The sequence below is a fragment of the Bradyrhizobium sp. CCBAU 51627 genome (assembly GCF_028128765.1).
Classification (GTDB): Bacteria; Pseudomonadota; Alphaproteobacteria; order Rhizobiales; family Xanthobacteraceae; genus Bradyrhizobium.
On sequence record NZ_LBJG01000090.1, the window covers coordinates 1 to 14374 of the forward strand.

The 14374-nt window shown below is 63.5% G+C and carries 15 protein-coding genes; 5 read left to right on the forward strand and 10 right to left on the reverse strand.

Features of this window, described 5'->3' with window-relative positions; genetic code table 11:
- Positions 1 to 245: 245 nt before the first annotated feature.
- Together XH88_RS34360 and XH88_RS34365 are read right to left on the reverse strand one after the other, a co-directional pair.
- Positions 246 to 620: a CsbD family protein gene (locus XH88_RS34360; RefSeq protein WP_271672633.1), complete on the reverse strand. Its 375-nt coding sequence runs from the start codon at positions 618 to 620 to the stop codon at positions 246 to 248.
- Positions 621 to 697: 77 nt separating this feature from the next.
- Positions 698 to 1435, reverse strand: coding sequence for an SDR family NAD(P)-dependent oxidoreductase (locus tag XH88_RS34365; protein WP_271672634.1), 738 nt, complete (start codon positions 1433 to 1435; stop codon positions 698 to 700).
- A gap of 98 nt (positions 1436 to 1533) precedes the next feature.
- Here XH88_RS34365 and XH88_RS34370 point away from each other — a divergent pair, with 98 nt between their 5' ends.
- Positions 1534 to 2313: an SDR family NAD(P)-dependent oxidoreductase gene (locus XH88_RS34370; protein WP_271672635.1), complete on the forward strand. Its 780-nt coding sequence runs from the start codon at positions 1534 to 1536 to the stop codon at positions 2311 to 2313.
- 95 nt (positions 2314 to 2408) lie between these two features.
- The gene (locus XH88_RS34375) at positions 2409 to 3296 is read left to right on the forward strand and encodes a TauD/TfdA dioxygenase family protein (RefSeq protein WP_271672636.1); all 888 of its coding nucleotides are present in this window, start codon (positions 2409 to 2411) and stop codon (positions 3294 to 3296) included.
- Between the two features lie 158 nt (positions 3297 to 3454).
- Here XH88_RS34375 and XH88_RS34380 read toward each other — a convergent pair whose 3' ends face one another.
- Entirely contained in the window at positions 3455 to 4096 is a 642-nt protein-coding gene (locus XH88_RS34380; protein WP_271672637.1) for a YqgE/AlgH family protein, read from the reverse strand.
- Between the two features lie 142 nt (positions 4097 to 4238).
- Here XH88_RS34380 and XH88_RS34385 point away from each other — a divergent pair, with 142 nt between their 5' ends.
- From XH88_RS34385 to XH88_RS34395, 3 genes are all read left to right on the forward strand, one after another.
- Complete coding sequence (locus XH88_RS34385; protein ID WP_271672638.1) at positions 4239 to 5078, forward strand: protein-disulfide reductase DsbD domain-containing protein; 840 nt, start codon at positions 4239 to 4241, stop codon at positions 5076 to 5078.
- Positions 5079 to 5183: 105 nt separating this feature from the next.
- Positions 5184 to 6551 carry an oligosaccharide flippase family protein gene (locus tag XH88_RS34390; protein ID WP_442868505.1) on the forward strand — a complete coding sequence of 456 codons (1368 nt, stop codon included), beginning with the start codon at positions 5184 to 5186 and terminating at the stop codon, positions 6549 to 6551.
- 194 nt (positions 6552 to 6745) lie between these two features.
- Positions 6746 to 7570 carry a sulfite exporter TauE/SafE family protein gene (locus tag XH88_RS34395; RefSeq protein WP_271672639.1) on the forward strand — a complete coding sequence of 275 codons (825 nt, stop codon included), beginning with the start codon at positions 6746 to 6748 and terminating at the stop codon, positions 7568 to 7570.
- A gap of 130 nt (positions 7571 to 7700) precedes the next feature.
- On the opposite strand, the gene XH88_RS34400 is transcribed toward XH88_RS34395, so the two are convergent.
- The 7 genes from XH88_RS34400 to XH88_RS34430 all read right to left on the reverse strand — a co-directional run bounded on the left by XH88_RS34400 (position 7701) and on the right by XH88_RS34430 (position 14260).
- Positions 7701 to 8489: a 3-hydroxybutyrate dehydrogenase gene (locus tag XH88_RS34400; protein WP_271672640.1), complete on the reverse strand. Its 789-nt coding sequence runs from the start codon at positions 8487 to 8489 to the stop codon at positions 7701 to 7703.
- Position 8490: 1 nt separating this feature from the next.
- Positions 8491 to 9666 (reverse strand): patatin-like phospholipase family protein, encoded by a 1176-nt coding sequence (locus XH88_RS34405; protein WP_271672641.1) that lies wholly within the window; start codon positions 9664 to 9666, stop codon positions 8491 to 8493.
- Positions 9667 to 9744: 78 nt separating this feature from the next.
- Positions 9745 to 10248, reverse strand: a complete 504-nt coding sequence (locus XH88_RS34410) for a CAP domain-containing protein (protein ID WP_271672642.1) — start codon at positions 10246 to 10248, stop codon at positions 9745 to 9747.
- 199 nt (positions 10249 to 10447) lie between these two features.
- Positions 10448 to 11482, reverse strand: a complete 1035-nt coding sequence (locus XH88_RS34415) for a sulfate/molybdate ABC transporter ATP-binding protein (protein ID WP_271672643.1) — start codon at positions 11480 to 11482, stop codon at positions 10448 to 10450.
- Positions 11472 to 12377, reverse strand: a complete 906-nt coding sequence (cysW, locus tag XH88_RS34420; RefSeq protein WP_271672644.1) for a sulfate ABC transporter permease subunit CysW — start codon at positions 12375 to 12377, stop codon at positions 11472 to 11474. The genes XH88_RS34415 and cysW overlap by 11 nt, the downstream gene beginning before the upstream one ends.
- Before the next feature lie 10 nt (positions 12378 to 12387).
- Positions 12388 to 13224: a sulfate ABC transporter permease subunit CysT gene (cysT, locus tag XH88_RS34425; RefSeq protein ID WP_271672645.1), complete on the reverse strand. Its 837-nt coding sequence runs from the start codon at positions 13222 to 13224 to the stop codon at positions 12388 to 12390.
- A 37-nt stretch (positions 13225 to 13261) separates the two neighbouring features.
- Positions 13262 to 14260 (reverse strand): sulfate ABC transporter substrate-binding protein, encoded by a 999-nt coding sequence (locus tag XH88_RS34430; RefSeq protein WP_442868506.1) that lies wholly within the window; start codon positions 14258 to 14260, stop codon positions 13262 to 13264.
- Between the last annotated feature and the right edge of the window lie 114 nt (positions 14261 to 14374).

The window sequence follows — 14374 nt, forward strand, 5'->3', positions numbered from 1 at the left end:
TCGCCGTTCTCATCGACGACTTCTCGCCTCAGGAATGCCAAAACTACTTCCGCCACGACGGATACGCTTCAGCTTAAGTGACGGATGCTCTAGTCTCATGTCCCGGACGTGCTGCAGCGTGTAACGCTGCTGCGCAGAGCCGGACCCAGCTCCTCCCACAACATTCAGGAAAGAATCGGCCCCGGCTCAGCAGCGCACCACGACCTGATGCGCTGCGTTCGGGGCACGGAACCGCCGGAGAACGACTACCTGTAATACCGCCAGCGCGGCGGCGGACGGCGTGCGGGGCGCGACATCAGAAGCGCAAGCGCAAAGCCGATGCCGCCGGCAACCAGCAGTGCGCCGAGCGGATTGTCCTGCACCTTTTGCGCGATCGCCTTGGAGCCATCGCGGAAGGACTCGCCGCTGTTCTCATAGGCGTCCTTGGCGTAGCTCGTCGCAGTGTCCGCTGCGTCGCGCACGGCATCCTTGGCCTGGCCGTAGAGATTCTGCACGGTGCCTGCGGCTTCCCGGGCCTTGCCCGACGCCTGTGTCTTGGAATCGCCTGCCATGTCTCCGACAGCGCCTTCCGCACGTCCGGCGAATTCCTTGGCCGATCCGACAATCCGATCCGTATCCATGATGCTCCTCCTCGGGGTCTGCCCAAGTAACCGATCAGGATGAGCGCAGTTCCATGCGATGGCGAAAGTGTCGCCCGCTACAGGATGAGTCCGCCGTCGACGACCAGCGTCTGGCCGATGATGTAGGACGACAGTGGCGAGGCGAGAAACAGCGCTGCACCCGCCATGTCGGCCGGCGTGCCCAATCGCCGCAGTGGAATGCGCGACAATGCACCTTCGAGCCGCTTGGGATTGTCGGTCGTCACCTTCGTCATCTTGGTGTCGACGAGGCCCGGCGCGATGCCGTTGACGCGAATGCCGTCTTCCGCCCAGGCCTCGCCCAGCGTCCGCGTCAATCCGACCGCGCCGGTCTTCGAGGCATTGTAGGCGGGATTGCCCATGGTGGAATGATAGGCCGCGGTCGAGGACACCATGATCAGCGCGCCCCTGGAATCCCGCAACATGGCGTGAAACCGCGTTGCGCACGCCATCAGGCTCATGAGGTTGATCTCGACGACCTTGCGAAAGCCGGCCATCTCGAACTCGCCGCGGCGATAGATCACTGCGCCTTGTGCGAGCACCAGGATATCGAGCTTATCGAACGATGGCTTGAACGCCTCGATCGCGCCGGGGTTGCCGACATCGAGCTGCGCGTAGGCAAGCCCGGTGAGATCAGAGCCCTGCTCCGCCTGATATTCCGCCGCATGAGCACGCGTGCCGCACACCGCGACGCTGGCGCCTCTGGCACGAAAGGCTTGCGCAATGCCGTTACCGATACCGCTGGAACCGCCGACGACAAGAACCTGCTTGCCTGTGAAATCGAGTTCGTTCGCCATTGCGGCCTCCCCTTTTGTTTTGCTTGCTTGACCTGTCTGCGGATCGACGCCAGCCTTGTCCATCTCACAACAAGAAACAAGAGACACGAGGAAACAGCATGTCCGAGTTCAAAGAGCTCAGCCGCTCCGTCAAGGGCCTGACCGTTCTCGTCACCGGTGCGGCCAGTGGCATGGGGCGCGCCACCGCGCGCGTGTTCGGGATCGAGGGCGCCAACGTCGCCGTGACTGACTATGACGAACAAGGTGCGCAGGCAGTCGCCAAGGACGTCACAGGCAGCGGCGGCTCAGCCAAGGCGTGGAAGCTCGACGTTGCGGACGGCGGTGAGATCAAGCGCGTGGTCGGCGACGTCGCCGCGCATTTCGGCGGGCTCGATATCGTCGTCAACAATGCCGGCATCTCCGTGCGCATCGCGATCGACGACGAGGGTTACGAAGATGCCTGGGCCAAAGGCATCGCGGTGATGCTGACGGCGCATCCGCGCATCATCCGCGCCGCGCTGCCGTACTTGCGCAAGTCGAAGTCCCCGCGCATCGTCAACATCGCCTCGACCGAGGCGCTCGGCGCCACCGCATTGCACAGCCCGTACTCTGCAGCAAAGGGCGGTGTCGCGAGCCTGACGCGCTCGCTCGCGGTCGAGCTCGGCCGCGAGGGCATCACCGTCAACTGCATCTGCCCGGGCCCGATCCGCACCGCCATCACCGACCGCATCTCGGAAGAGCACAAGACCATCTACGCGAAGCGCCGCACCGCACTCGGTCGCTACGGCGATCCCGAGGAGGTCGCGCATATGACGCTGAGCCTGTGCCTACCGGCCGCCTCCTTCCTCACCGGTGCCGTGATTCCGGTCGATGGCGGCCTGATGGCACGCAACGCGTAAGAGCCATGCGCGGGCAGCGTTGACATCACCCCGCGCGGGAGTAGCTTTTTCGCCAGCAGAGCGGGACCAACCGCTCGCGGTTCGGGAGAGACGCCATGACGATTGCCATCCGGCAGCTTCAGAAGCATTTTGTCGGCGAGGTTTCCGGCCTCGACCTGCGAAAGCCTCTCACGCCGGATGAGGCCCGTGAGGTCGAGTCCGCCATGGACAAATACGCGGTGCTGGTCTTCCACGACCAGGACATCACCGACGAACAGCAGATGGCCTTTGCGCTGAATTTCGGCCAGCGCGAGGATGCGCGCGGCGGCACGGTGACGAAGGAAAAGGACTACCGGCTCCAGTCCGGCCTCAACGACGTCTCCAACCTCGGCAAGGACGGCAAGCCGCTGGCGAAAGACAGCCGCACGCATCTGTTCAACCTCGGCAACTGCCTTTGGCATTCCGACAGCTCGTTCCGTCCCATCCCGGCGAAATTCTCGCTGCTGTCGGCGCGCGTCGTGAACCCGAAGGGCGGCAACACCGAGTTCGCCGACATGCGCGCGGCCTATGACGCGCTCGACGACGAGACCAAGGCGGAGATCGATGGTCTCGTCTGCGAGCATTCGCTGATGTATTCGCGGGGATCGCTCGGCTTCACCGAATATACCGACGAAGAAAAGGCGATGTTCAAGCCGGTGCTGCAGCGGCTGGTGCGCACGCATCCCGTGCATCACCGCAAGTCGCTGTATCTCTCGTCGCATGCCGGCAAGGTCGTCGGCATGAGCATGCCGGAGGGACGGCTGTTGCTGCGCGACCTGAACGAGCACGCGACGCAGCCAGAGTTCGTCTATGTCCACAAATGGAAGCTGCATGATCTCGTGATGTGGGACAACCGCCAGACCATGCACCGCGTCCGTCGCTACGACCAGTCGCAGCCGCGCGACATGCGCCGCGCGACGGTCGCGGGAACTGAGCCGACGATGCAGCAGCAGGCGGCGGAGTAGGCCCCTGCTCCAGCAACCGCTGTCATCGCCCACGAAGGCGGGCGATCCAGTACTCCGAGACGGCAGTGATTGAACCGATTTGGCCGCGGCGTACTGGATGCCCCGCTCAAGCCGGGGCATGACAGCGGTGCGCGGGGCGAATACAGCGGAGACTAGCGCTACGCGTGCCCGGCCTCGTTCGACAGCATGCCGGGATCGATGCCGATCTTGCGCAGGGCACGGCTGTATTTCTCGTCGACATCGTCGCCGAAGATCAGATCCGCATCCGCATCGCAATGCAGCCAGCCATTGCTCTGGATCTCGGTCTCGAGCTGGCCCGGCGCCCAGCCGGCGTAGCCGAGCGCGAGGATGGCGTGCTTGGGACCCGAGCCATTGGCGATTGCGCGCAGGATGTCGACGGTCGCGGTGAGGCAGACGCCGTCGTCGATCCGCAGGGTGGCATGCTCGATATAGAAATCGCTGGAATGCAACACGAAGCCGCGACCGGTGTCGACCGGACCGCCGGCCAGCACCTTCATGCTTTCGGCATTTTCCGGCAGCTTGATGTGCTCGCCCTTCTTGATGATGCCGAGCTGCTCCAACAGCTCCGGGAAATCGATGCTGCCTGCCGGATGGTTGACGATAATGCCCATCGCGCCCTCGGCGGAATGCGCACAGAGGTAGATCACCGAGCGCTCGAAGCGCGAGTCGCCCATCACGGGCATTGCGATCAGGAGCCGGCCGTCGAGATAACCGGAACTGGGAAGCGCGGGGCCCGTGCTGCGGGTGCTTTCGCCCGTCCGTTTGCCTGTGGGAGCCATCGGTAAAGCACTCCGGTTTCAATTCCTATCCTGATGTCGGGCCGGGCCGCTGTCAAATCAAGGCTTGCAGCGACTTGATTCGAGTGCATCCATCACAAGCAATTCAATGGTTTGCCCTGGGGTGACCCTGTAAAGACGTGCCATGCTGACAAGAGTTCCCTTGCATGCGGCGATTGGCGTCGCGACAACCCTGCTTGCGTCATGGCTGGCGACGGTAGCCCATGCCGACGACGCCTCGCCCTGGCAGCGCGACGGGCATTCCGCGGTGCGGCTGCTCGCGGGATCGCGCAGCGGCGCAGTGCTGCTCGGCGGTATCGCGTTCCAGATCCAACCTGGCTGGAAAACCTACTGGCGCATGCCGGGCGATTCCGGTGTTCCGCCGCGCTTCGACTTCTCGAAGTCCGACAATGTCGAAGCGGTGACAGTCATGTGGCCGGCGCCGCAGAAGTTCGACGATGGCGCAGGCGGCCATTCGATCGGCTATCACGACCAGATCGTGCTCCCCTTGCGCATCGTCGCCAAGGCCGCGGACAAGCCGGTGACGTTGCGCGCCGAGATCAACTACGCCGTGTGCGAGAAGCTCTGCGTTCCCGTCGCGGCTAATGTCGAGCTCGGCTTCAACAATGTCGCCTCGACCGAAGATGCCAATTTGCGCGCAGCACTCGACACCGTGCCGAAGCCGGCCAATATCGGCGATCCCAATCCGCTGACCATCCGCGACGTCAAGCGCGACGGACCCAAGAACGTGCTGGTCGACGTCGTCGCGCCTGAAGACAGCAAGGTCAATCTGTTCGTGGAAGGGCCGACGCCGGACTGGTCGCTGCCGATCCCTGACGAGGTCGAGCACGGCCCGCCCGGCGTGAAGCGGTTTTCGTTCGAGCTCGACGGATTGCCCCCGGGCGCCAAGCCTGACGGCGCAGCGCTGAAGTTCACGCTGGTCGGGCCGGAGAAATCGTACGAGTTCAATACCAATTTGGAGTGAGCCGACACCGCGATCGGCGCAACGGGAACCCACCCAACCGAATCTTAACGAATGGTTGCTAGTCCCAAGCCGGCCGCAACATGCGGGACGCCTGGGGATCTCGTCTTGGCCGTGATGGATGCAGAACCTGCAACGACCGAACCGGCTGGGCTGTTCGCGCGTCTGCGCGCCAGGCTGACCGGCGGCTCGAGCGAAGCGTCGCTGACGCGGCGGCTGGCCGGCACCATCTTCCTCATCCGCGTCATCAGCGCGGGCCTCGCCTATGTCTCGCAGGTGCTGCTCGCGCGCTGGATGGGCACGTCCGACTACGGCATTTATGTCTACGTCTGGACCTGGGTGCTGCTGCTCGGCAGCATGATGGACTTCGGCATCTCGGCTTCTGCGCAGAAGATCATCCCGGAATATCGCGCCAGCGGTAACCACGCACTGCTGCGCGGCTTTCTCTCCGGCAGCCGCTGGCTCACCTTTGCGGTCTCCGCGCTGGTGTCGCTGGCGCTCGCAGGCGTTGTCAGACTGCTGTCGCCCTGGATCGATCCGGCCGAGGAGCTGCCGCTCTATATCGGCTGCATGACGCTGCCAGCCTTCGTCGTCGCCAACACCCAGGACGGCATCGCGCGCTCGCATGACTGGATGCAGCTCGGCCTGATGCCGCAATTCATCATCCGCCAGGCGCTGATCATCGGCATCACGGCTATCGCCTTCCTGCTCGGCTTTCATCTCGGCGCGGTCGCGGCGATGGTCGCGAGCCTCGGTGCAGTATGGATCGCGATGACCGGACAGATGGTGGTGCTGAACCGCAAGCTCGCCGATCACATCGAGCCCGGGCCCAAGGCCTATGACATCAGCGGCTGGCTCGCGGTCTCGCTGCCGATCCTGCTGGTCGAAAGTTTTTACCTGCTGTTGTCCTACACCGACGTGCTGGTGCTGCAGCAGTTCCGCCCGTCCGACGAGGTCGGCGTGTATTTCGCGGTGGTGAAGACGCTGGCACTGGTGTCGTTCATTCACTACGCGATGTCGGCGACGACGGCGCATCGCTTTGCCGAATACAATGCCAGCGGCGACAAGGCGCGGCTGTCGGCCTATGTCGCGCACGCGATCGTCTGGACATTCTGGCCGTCTCTCGCCGCGACCGCCGTGCTGCTCGCACTCGGCAAGCCGCTGCTTTGGCTGTTCGGACCGCAATTCGTTGTCGGCTACGACATCATGTTCATCGCCGCGACCGGCCTCGTGGTGCGGGCGGCGATCGGGCCGGTGGAGCGGCTGCTCAACATGCTCGGCCAGCAGAAGATCTGCGCACTGGCCTATGCACTGGCGTTCGTGATGAACGTGGTGCTTTGCGTGGTGCTGGTACCTCGCTTCGGGGGCCACGGCGCCGCAGCCGCGACCTCGATCTCGCTCACCTTCGAGACGGTGCTGCTGTTCTGGATCGTGCGGCAGCGGCTGGGCCTGCACGTGCTGGCGTTTGGTAAATAGAAACGACACACCCGGACCCGCCCGCCGCCTGGGGAACGACTGTTTCGCAACGAGCCCGTGAACAAGGCGAAACACCTCCCCACCCCCAATGGACAGTGAAATTTTTCTTATTCCGTCCAAGAGGTTGCATCCCGGGGAAAGTTTATTCTACGTCGTATTGCTCAATCAACGAGATCAACTTAGATTCTGCGGACATGATCGATCCACTGTACGTCGCGTCGGGATTTGCCGTCGGCCTGCTCGTCGGGATGACCGGCGTGGGAGGCGGCTCGTTGATGACGCCGCTGCTGATCCTGCTGTTCGGCGTCCATCCCGCCACCGCGGTCGGAACCGATCTGCTCTATGCCGCCGCCACCAAGACCGGCGGCAGTATTGTGCATGGCTGGTCGCGCAGCGTGCACTGGCCGGCGGTGCTGCGGCTCGCCTGCGGCAGCATTCCGGCGAGCGCGCTGACGCTGCTCGTGTTGTGGAAGCTCGACCTGAAGAGTGATACCGAACGCAACCTCGTCAACGTCGTGCTGTGCTTCGCGCTGCTGCTGACCGCCACATCGCTGATCTTCCGCAAATCGATCATGGAGCGCTATCGCCGCCGCCTCGAGCAAGTCGACGAGCGCACCACGGCGATGGCAACCGTCATCACCGGCATCGTGCTCGGCGTGCTGGTCTCGATCTCGTCTGTCGGCGCCGGTGCGGTCGGCGTGACCGTGCTGCTGTTGCTCTACCCGCGCCTGCCGGTGGCGACGATCGTCGGCTCGGATATCGCCCATGCGGTTCCGCTGACCCTGGTCGCCGGGATCGGCCACTGGGCACTGGGTGACGTCGACTGGAGCCTGATGGGCGTGCTTTTGATGGGCTCGCTGCCCGGCATCATCATCGGCAGCTACAGCGCGACACGCGTGCCCGAAATGGTGCTGCGCCTGACGCTCGCCAGCGTCCTCATGCTGGTCGCCGGCAAGATCATGTTCGCGGAATTGAACCTGCAATCCGCGATCGTGACGGCGCTGGCCTGGAGTCATTGAGGCGGAAGCAGCCGCCTCGTTCGCGGTTTCGCAGGGTGGGCAAAGCGAAGCGTGCCCACCCTCTGTTTCGATCGAGAAGAGGGGTGGGCACGGCGCCTTCGCGCCTCTGCCCACCCTACGGGTTTGGCCCTTACTCCGCGGTCCAGCCGCCGTCGATCGACAGGTTCGTGCCCGTGATCTGCGCGGCATCGTCGCTGCACAGGAACAGCGCCAGCGCGGCGACCTGCTCGGAGGTCACGAACTCCTTGGTCGGCTGCGCATCGAGCAGCACGTCGTTGATGACCTGCTCGCGCGTGAGGTTGCGGGCCTTCATCGTATCGGGGATCTGCTTCTCCACCAGCGGCGTCCAGACATAGCCGGGGCTGATGCAGTTGCAGGTAATCTTGCTCGTCGCGACCTCGAGCGCCACAGTCTTGGTCAGGCCGGCGATGCCGTGCTTGGCCGACACATAGGCCGACTTGAAGGGCGAGGCGACCAGCGAGTGCGCCGAGGCGGTATTGATGATTCGGCCCCAGCCCTTCTTCTTCATGCCGGGAACGGCAGCCCGGATGGCATGGAAAGCCGATGACAGGTTGATCGCGATGATCTGGTCCCACTTCTCGAGCGGGAACTCCTCGATCGGCGAGACGAACTGGATGCCGGCATTGTTGACGAGGATGTCGACCGAGCCGAACGTCTTCTCGCCGAGTGCGATCATCCCGGCGATCTCGGCCGGCTTGGTCATGTCGGCGGGCGAGTAAATCGCCTTGACGCCGAAATCGGACTCGATCTTGGCGCGCTCCTTCTCGATATCCTCCGGCGATCCAAAGCCATTGATGACGACATTGGCGCCGGCGGCGGCGAAGGCGCGCGCATAGGCAAGGCCAATGCCGCTGGTCGAACCTGTCACGACGGCGTTCTTGCCTGAGAGAGTACCCATATCATTCGCTCCTTTTTGCCGGGGGCGCGGTGACGTCCCCCGTGAGATCGTAGGTGACCATGGTCTCGCCGGACTGTGGCCGCTCGAGCCAATCCTTATGGCGCATCGACAGATGCACGTCGCGCACGCCGCTCTCCCAATGCTCGACCATGGCGACATGCGAGAAGTCGTAGTCCTTGGACGAGGATTCGTAGTTCTTGCTGCGATAGATCAGGTGCACCACCGTGACCGTGCTCTCGCGCGCCGCCTTGTTGAGGATCTCGACCGACGGATCATTCTTCAGGTAGTCCGGCAGCTTGTCGATCAGCTCACGCAGCGCCTTGCGCGTGTTGTGGACCTGCTTGTTCTTGTCGGTGTTCATCCGCGTACGGCTGGAATAGCGGATGTCCTTCTCGCGCTCGGCGGCCTCGAGCAGCGAGGTCGGCAGATCGCCGCGGGCGCTGAACAAATCCACCTGGAAGATCAGGAGATCGCGGTAGAGCTCCGCATCCAGCACGAAGTCGAGCGGAGTGTTGGAGGCGATGCCGCCGTCCCAATAATGCTCGCCGTCGATGACCACGGACGGAAATCCCGGCGGCAGCGCACCGGAGGCCATGATGTGCTCCGGGCCGATCTTCTTGCCGAGCTTCTTGAACTCGTAATTGTCGAAATATTTGAAATTGCCCGAGGTGACGCCGACCGCGCCGACGGACAAGCGAGTTTTGAGATCGTTGATTCTGTCGAAGTCGACGAGCCGCTCCAACGTCTTCTTCAGCGGCGCAGTGTCGTAATAGCTCTCGGCCTGCGGGCTGCCCGGCGGCCACAGCGGCGCGGGCGGCACGCGCGGAACGAAGAAGCCGGGCACGCCGAAGGTCGCGATCAGCGCGGCACTGGTGGAATTGAACAGCTCGCGGCTGTGATCGCTCTTGCCGATCGGCTTCCACGGCACCGGCGCGGAAACCATCTCCCAGAATTCCTTGAGCCGCTTGACGCGGGTCTGGCCCTCGTTGCCGGCGATGATGGCGGCGTTGACGGCGCCGATCGAGATGCCGGCGACCCATTCGGGCTCGAAATCGAAATGACACAGCGCCTGATAGGCGCCGGCCTGATAGGAGCCGAGCGCACCGCCGCCCTGGAGAACCAGGACGCGCTGCGCCTTCGCGGGGACTGTTGCGATTTCCGGGCCGTGATCTGTCATAAGGGACTAATAGCAAAAGGCGAGCCACCGTGCCGACAGTCTGCCGCGGCGTCAATGCATCCCGGGATCAAGTCTGGCTTATCGGGGCTCGGCGGACGCCAGGATCATGGTCCAGAACACCTTGTATTTGGTGCCTGGAGCATAGCTCGCCGCTATGCCCAATTTTGTGACACCGCTCTTGAGCATGTTGGCGCGATGTGGGGGCGAGTCGCGCCAGCCGGAAAACGCTTCCGCCAGCGTATGATAGCCCGCCGAAATGTTCTCGACCGCCACGGTCGCGGGATAGCCGCCGGCATTGAGCCGCTTGCCCAAGGGGGCGCGGACGTCATGGTCCATCTTGTTGGCTGCGGCCATGGCATCGGACTCGGATTCGGCGAGCCGCATCAGATCGGGGTCGATCTCGACGCTGCCGAGGCCGTTGTTCTGGCGGTATTGCGAGATCATGATCGCGGCGGCCGGCGCATCGAGCTTGGCGCCCGGGACCGACATGTCCGCGTACATCGACGGCTGCTGGACCGGCGCTTCGTTGCCGGCGCAGCCGGCGAGAAGCAAAGTAATGAGAATTGCGGCCGCAGCGCGCATGTTCAGAGGCCCCCAAATGAGGGGCCGTTGTTGCATACGAACAATGGCTGAAAGGTGAATTTTGACGAAAATCGTAGCTGTCATTCCGGGGCAGCGCGCAGCGCTGAACTATGGTGCGTTATTGCGCACCTGAGAATCTCGCGCGACAACCTCGGGATTTGCGGTTTCGCGCTGGCACGCGCCCCGGAACGACGGGGGCTTACCCCGCAAATATGCGGTAGCGGCGGGGCTCGAGACCGACGGTGTCGCCGGCACGCAGTTCCCGGTCGCGGGGGGCGTCGATCTCGATGGTTTCGCCGCCTGAGAGCGCGACCTCGGCCCGCTGCACCGGGCCGAAATTGCGGACGTGCTGGACGGCGCCCTCGAATGCGCCGGAGCCGGCCGGACCGACCAGCATGTCATGTCGCCGCACGAACAGTTTTGACGCGCCAGACGCCAAGCCCTCTGCCTTGAGCGGAAGCGGCCGCTCGCCGAGCCTGACAACACCGTCCGCGACCTGGACCGGCAGCTCGATGGACTCGCCGATGAAGCCGTGAACGAAGGCCGTCGCCGGGGTCTCGTAGACGTCATCGGGCGAGCCGATCTGCTCGATCCGGCCCTTGTCCATCACGACGACGCGGTTGGCGACTTCGAGCGCCTCTTCCTGGTCGTGGGTAACGAAGATCGAGGTGACGTTGATCTCATGATGCAGCGAACGCAGCCATTTGCGCAGCTCCTTGCGCACCTTCGCATCGAGCGCGCCGAACGGCTCGTCAAGCAGGAGGATGCGCGGCTCGATCGCAAGCGCACGCGCAAGCGCGATGCGCTGGCGCTGACCGCCGGAAAGCTGATTCGGATAGCGGTCGGCGAGCCAGTCGAGTTGCACGAGATCGAGCAGTTCCTTGACCCGCGCGCGGATCGTCGTCTCGTCCTTGCGGATCGCGCGCGGCTGCACACGCAGGCCGAAGGCGACGTTCTCGAACACGCTCATGTGGCGGAACAGCGCGTAGTGCTGGAACACGAAGCCGACGTGACGCTCGCGCGCGCCGTGCGTGAGCGCGTCCTCGCCATTGATCAAAACCTCGCCCGCATCGGGCCAATCGAGCCCCGCGACGATCCTCAGTAGTGTCGTTTTTCCTGAACCGGACGGGCCAAGCAGTGCAAGCAACTCGCCGCTATCAACCTTGAGGTCGACGCCGTCGAGGGCCTTGAAGCTACCGAATGTCTTGACGAGTTTCCTGACTTCAATGGTCACGATCTTCTCCTCCGTCCAACCGTCGCTCCAGGATTGTCTTGGCGACCAGCGTGATCAGCGCCAGCATCGCGAGCAGCGAGGCGATCGCGAACGCGGCCACGAACTGGTACTCGTCGTAGAGAATCTCGACCAGCAGCGGCATGGTATTGGTCTCGCCGCGGATGTGGCCGGAAACGACCGAGACCGCGCCGAACTCGCCCATCGCGCGCGCATTGCAGAGCAGAACGCCGTAGAGCAAACCCCATTTGATGTTGGGCAGCGTCACGCGGAAGAAAGTCCGCAGGCCGGAGGCGCCGAGCGAAATCGCGGCTTCTTCCTCTTGCGTGCCCTGCTCCTGCATCAGCGGTATCAGTGCGCGCGCCACGAAGGGGAAGGTCACGAAGGTGGTGGCGAGCGCGATGCCGGGCACCGCGAACAGGATCTGGATGTCGTGATCCCTGAGCCAGCCGCCGAAATAACCCTGTGCACCGAACAGCAGCACGAAGACGAGGCCTGAGATCACTGGGCTCACCGAGAACGGCAGGTCGATCAGCGTGATCAGGAAGGTCTTGCCGGAAAACTCGAACTTTGCGACGGCCCAGGCGGCCACCAGACCAAACACCAGATTGAGCGTGACCGAAATCGCGGCGACAAGCAGAGTCAGCTTGATCGCAGCCAGCGCCTCCGGCTCCGCCAGTGCCGTGACATAGGCCATGAAACCCTTCGAAAAGGCCTGTGCGAACACCAGGACCAGCGGCAGCACGACGAAAATCGTGAGAAACGACACTGCGAGCGTGATGATGGCGATGCGGACAGCGGCAGGCTCGGTGCGGATGTTCTCCAGCGCAGCTGCTCGTGCGCGAGCCTTCGCACCGGACGTGGCGAGCATGGCTGAATCGCTGATCTGCATCGCCATCGTTCCGTCCTTACCGTTCCGCGTCCCGATGCTGCGCCCAGCGCTGCAGCCGGTTGACGGCGAAGATGACGATGAATGAGACGACGAGCATGACCGCTGCAATCGCGGTCGCGTCGGCATAGCGGAATTCGGACAGCCGGATCACGATCAGGAGCGGGGCGATTTCCGAAACGTTCGGCAGATTGCCGGCGATGAAGATCACCGAGCCGTATTCACCGACCGCACGGGCAAAGGCGAGCGCGAGGCCTGTCAGCAGCGCCGGTGCGAGCGAGGGCAAAATCACGCGAATCATGGTTTGCCAGCGGCTCGCACCCAGGCTGCCTGCGGCTTCCTCGATCTCGGGATCGAGATCCTGCAGCACCGGCTGCACCGTGCGCACCACGAAAGGAATGCCGATGAAGATCATGGCCACGAAGATGCCGAGCGGCGTGAACGCCACCTTGATGCCGAGCGCGGCGAGCGGCGCGCCGAGCCAGCCCTTCTCAGCGAACAGCGCGGTCAGCGCGACGCCGGCCACCGCCGTCGGCAATGCGAACGGCACGTCCACGATCGCATCGAAGATCCGCCGGCCCGGAAAACGATAGCGCACCAGTGCCCAGACGATGATGCTGCCCATCACGAGATTGACACATGCCGCCCCAAACGCGAGCCCGAACGAGATGCGGAGCGCGTTCAGGGTGCGCCGACTGGACAGAATGGCCCAGAACTGCTCGAGGCTGAGCTCCAGCGATTTCAGGAATAGCCCGGCGAGCGGGATCAGGATGATGACGGACAGCCAGGTCAGCGTCAGCCCCATCGTGAGACCGAAGCCCGGCAACGTCCGGCGTCGTGCTGCAATTGCGCTCACCTGGCCCCCTGCTGAACTCCCTTGGGACGGCGCCGGATCAGTTCTTGTAGATCTGATCGAAGATACCGCCCTCGGCAAAATGTTCCTTCTGTGCCTTGGTCCAGCCGCCGAAGACGTCGTCGATCGTGAAGAGTTCGACCTTGGCAAAGGAATTTTCGTACTTTTTGGCGATCTCGGCATCGCGCGGTCGGTAGAAATTGCGCGCGGCGATCTCCTGACCTTCCTTCGTATACCAATATTGCAGATAGGCGTCGGCAGCGTTGCGCGTGCCCTTCTTGCCGGCCACCTTGTCGACGAGCGCCACCGGCGGCTCGGCCAGGATCGACTGCGGCGGCGCCACGATTTCGAGCTTCTGCGCTCCAAACTCCTTCAGGGCGAGGAACGCCTCGTTCTCCCAGGCCAGCAGCACATCGCCGACACCGCGCTCGACGAAGGTCACGGTTGCGCCGCGGGCGCCGGTATCGAGAACCGGCACCTGCTGGTAGAGTTTTCCGATGAAATCCCTGGCCTTGTCGGCCGAGCCGTATTTCTTCTGCGCAAAGCCCCAGGCGGCAAGATAATTCCAGCGCGCGCCGCCCGAGGTCTTTGGGTTCGGCGTGATCACGGCAACGCCGGGCTTGAGCAGATCGTCCCAATCCTTGATGCCCTTGGGATTGCCCTTGCGCACCAGGAACACGATGGTCGAGGTGTAGGGCGATGAATTCTGCGGCAGACGCTTCTGCCAGTCGGCCGCTATCAGACCCTTGGCCGCGATCGCGTCGATATCGTAGGCAAGCGCGAGCGTCACCACGTCGGCCTGCAATCCGTCGATCACCGCGCGCGCCTGCGATCCGCTGCCGCCATGCGACTGCTTGATCTCGACGCTCTTGCCGGTCTCCTTCTGATAGGCGTTCGCGAACGCCTTGTTGAATTCGACATAGAGCTCGCGCGTCGGGTCGTATGACACGTTCAACAGGTTGATATCAGCGGCAAGAGCCGCGCTTGCCAAGAAAATCGTAGCCAGCAATCCTGCAGCGAGTGGAACGATACGGCGCATCAAGTCCATCTCCATTCACTTCGACGACGCCAATGTCGACGAAGGCATGCAGGCGAAACTCGTGGCGAAACGCTCTCAAGTCAATGGAACCGGATTTTCTTGTACGTGAGCTCG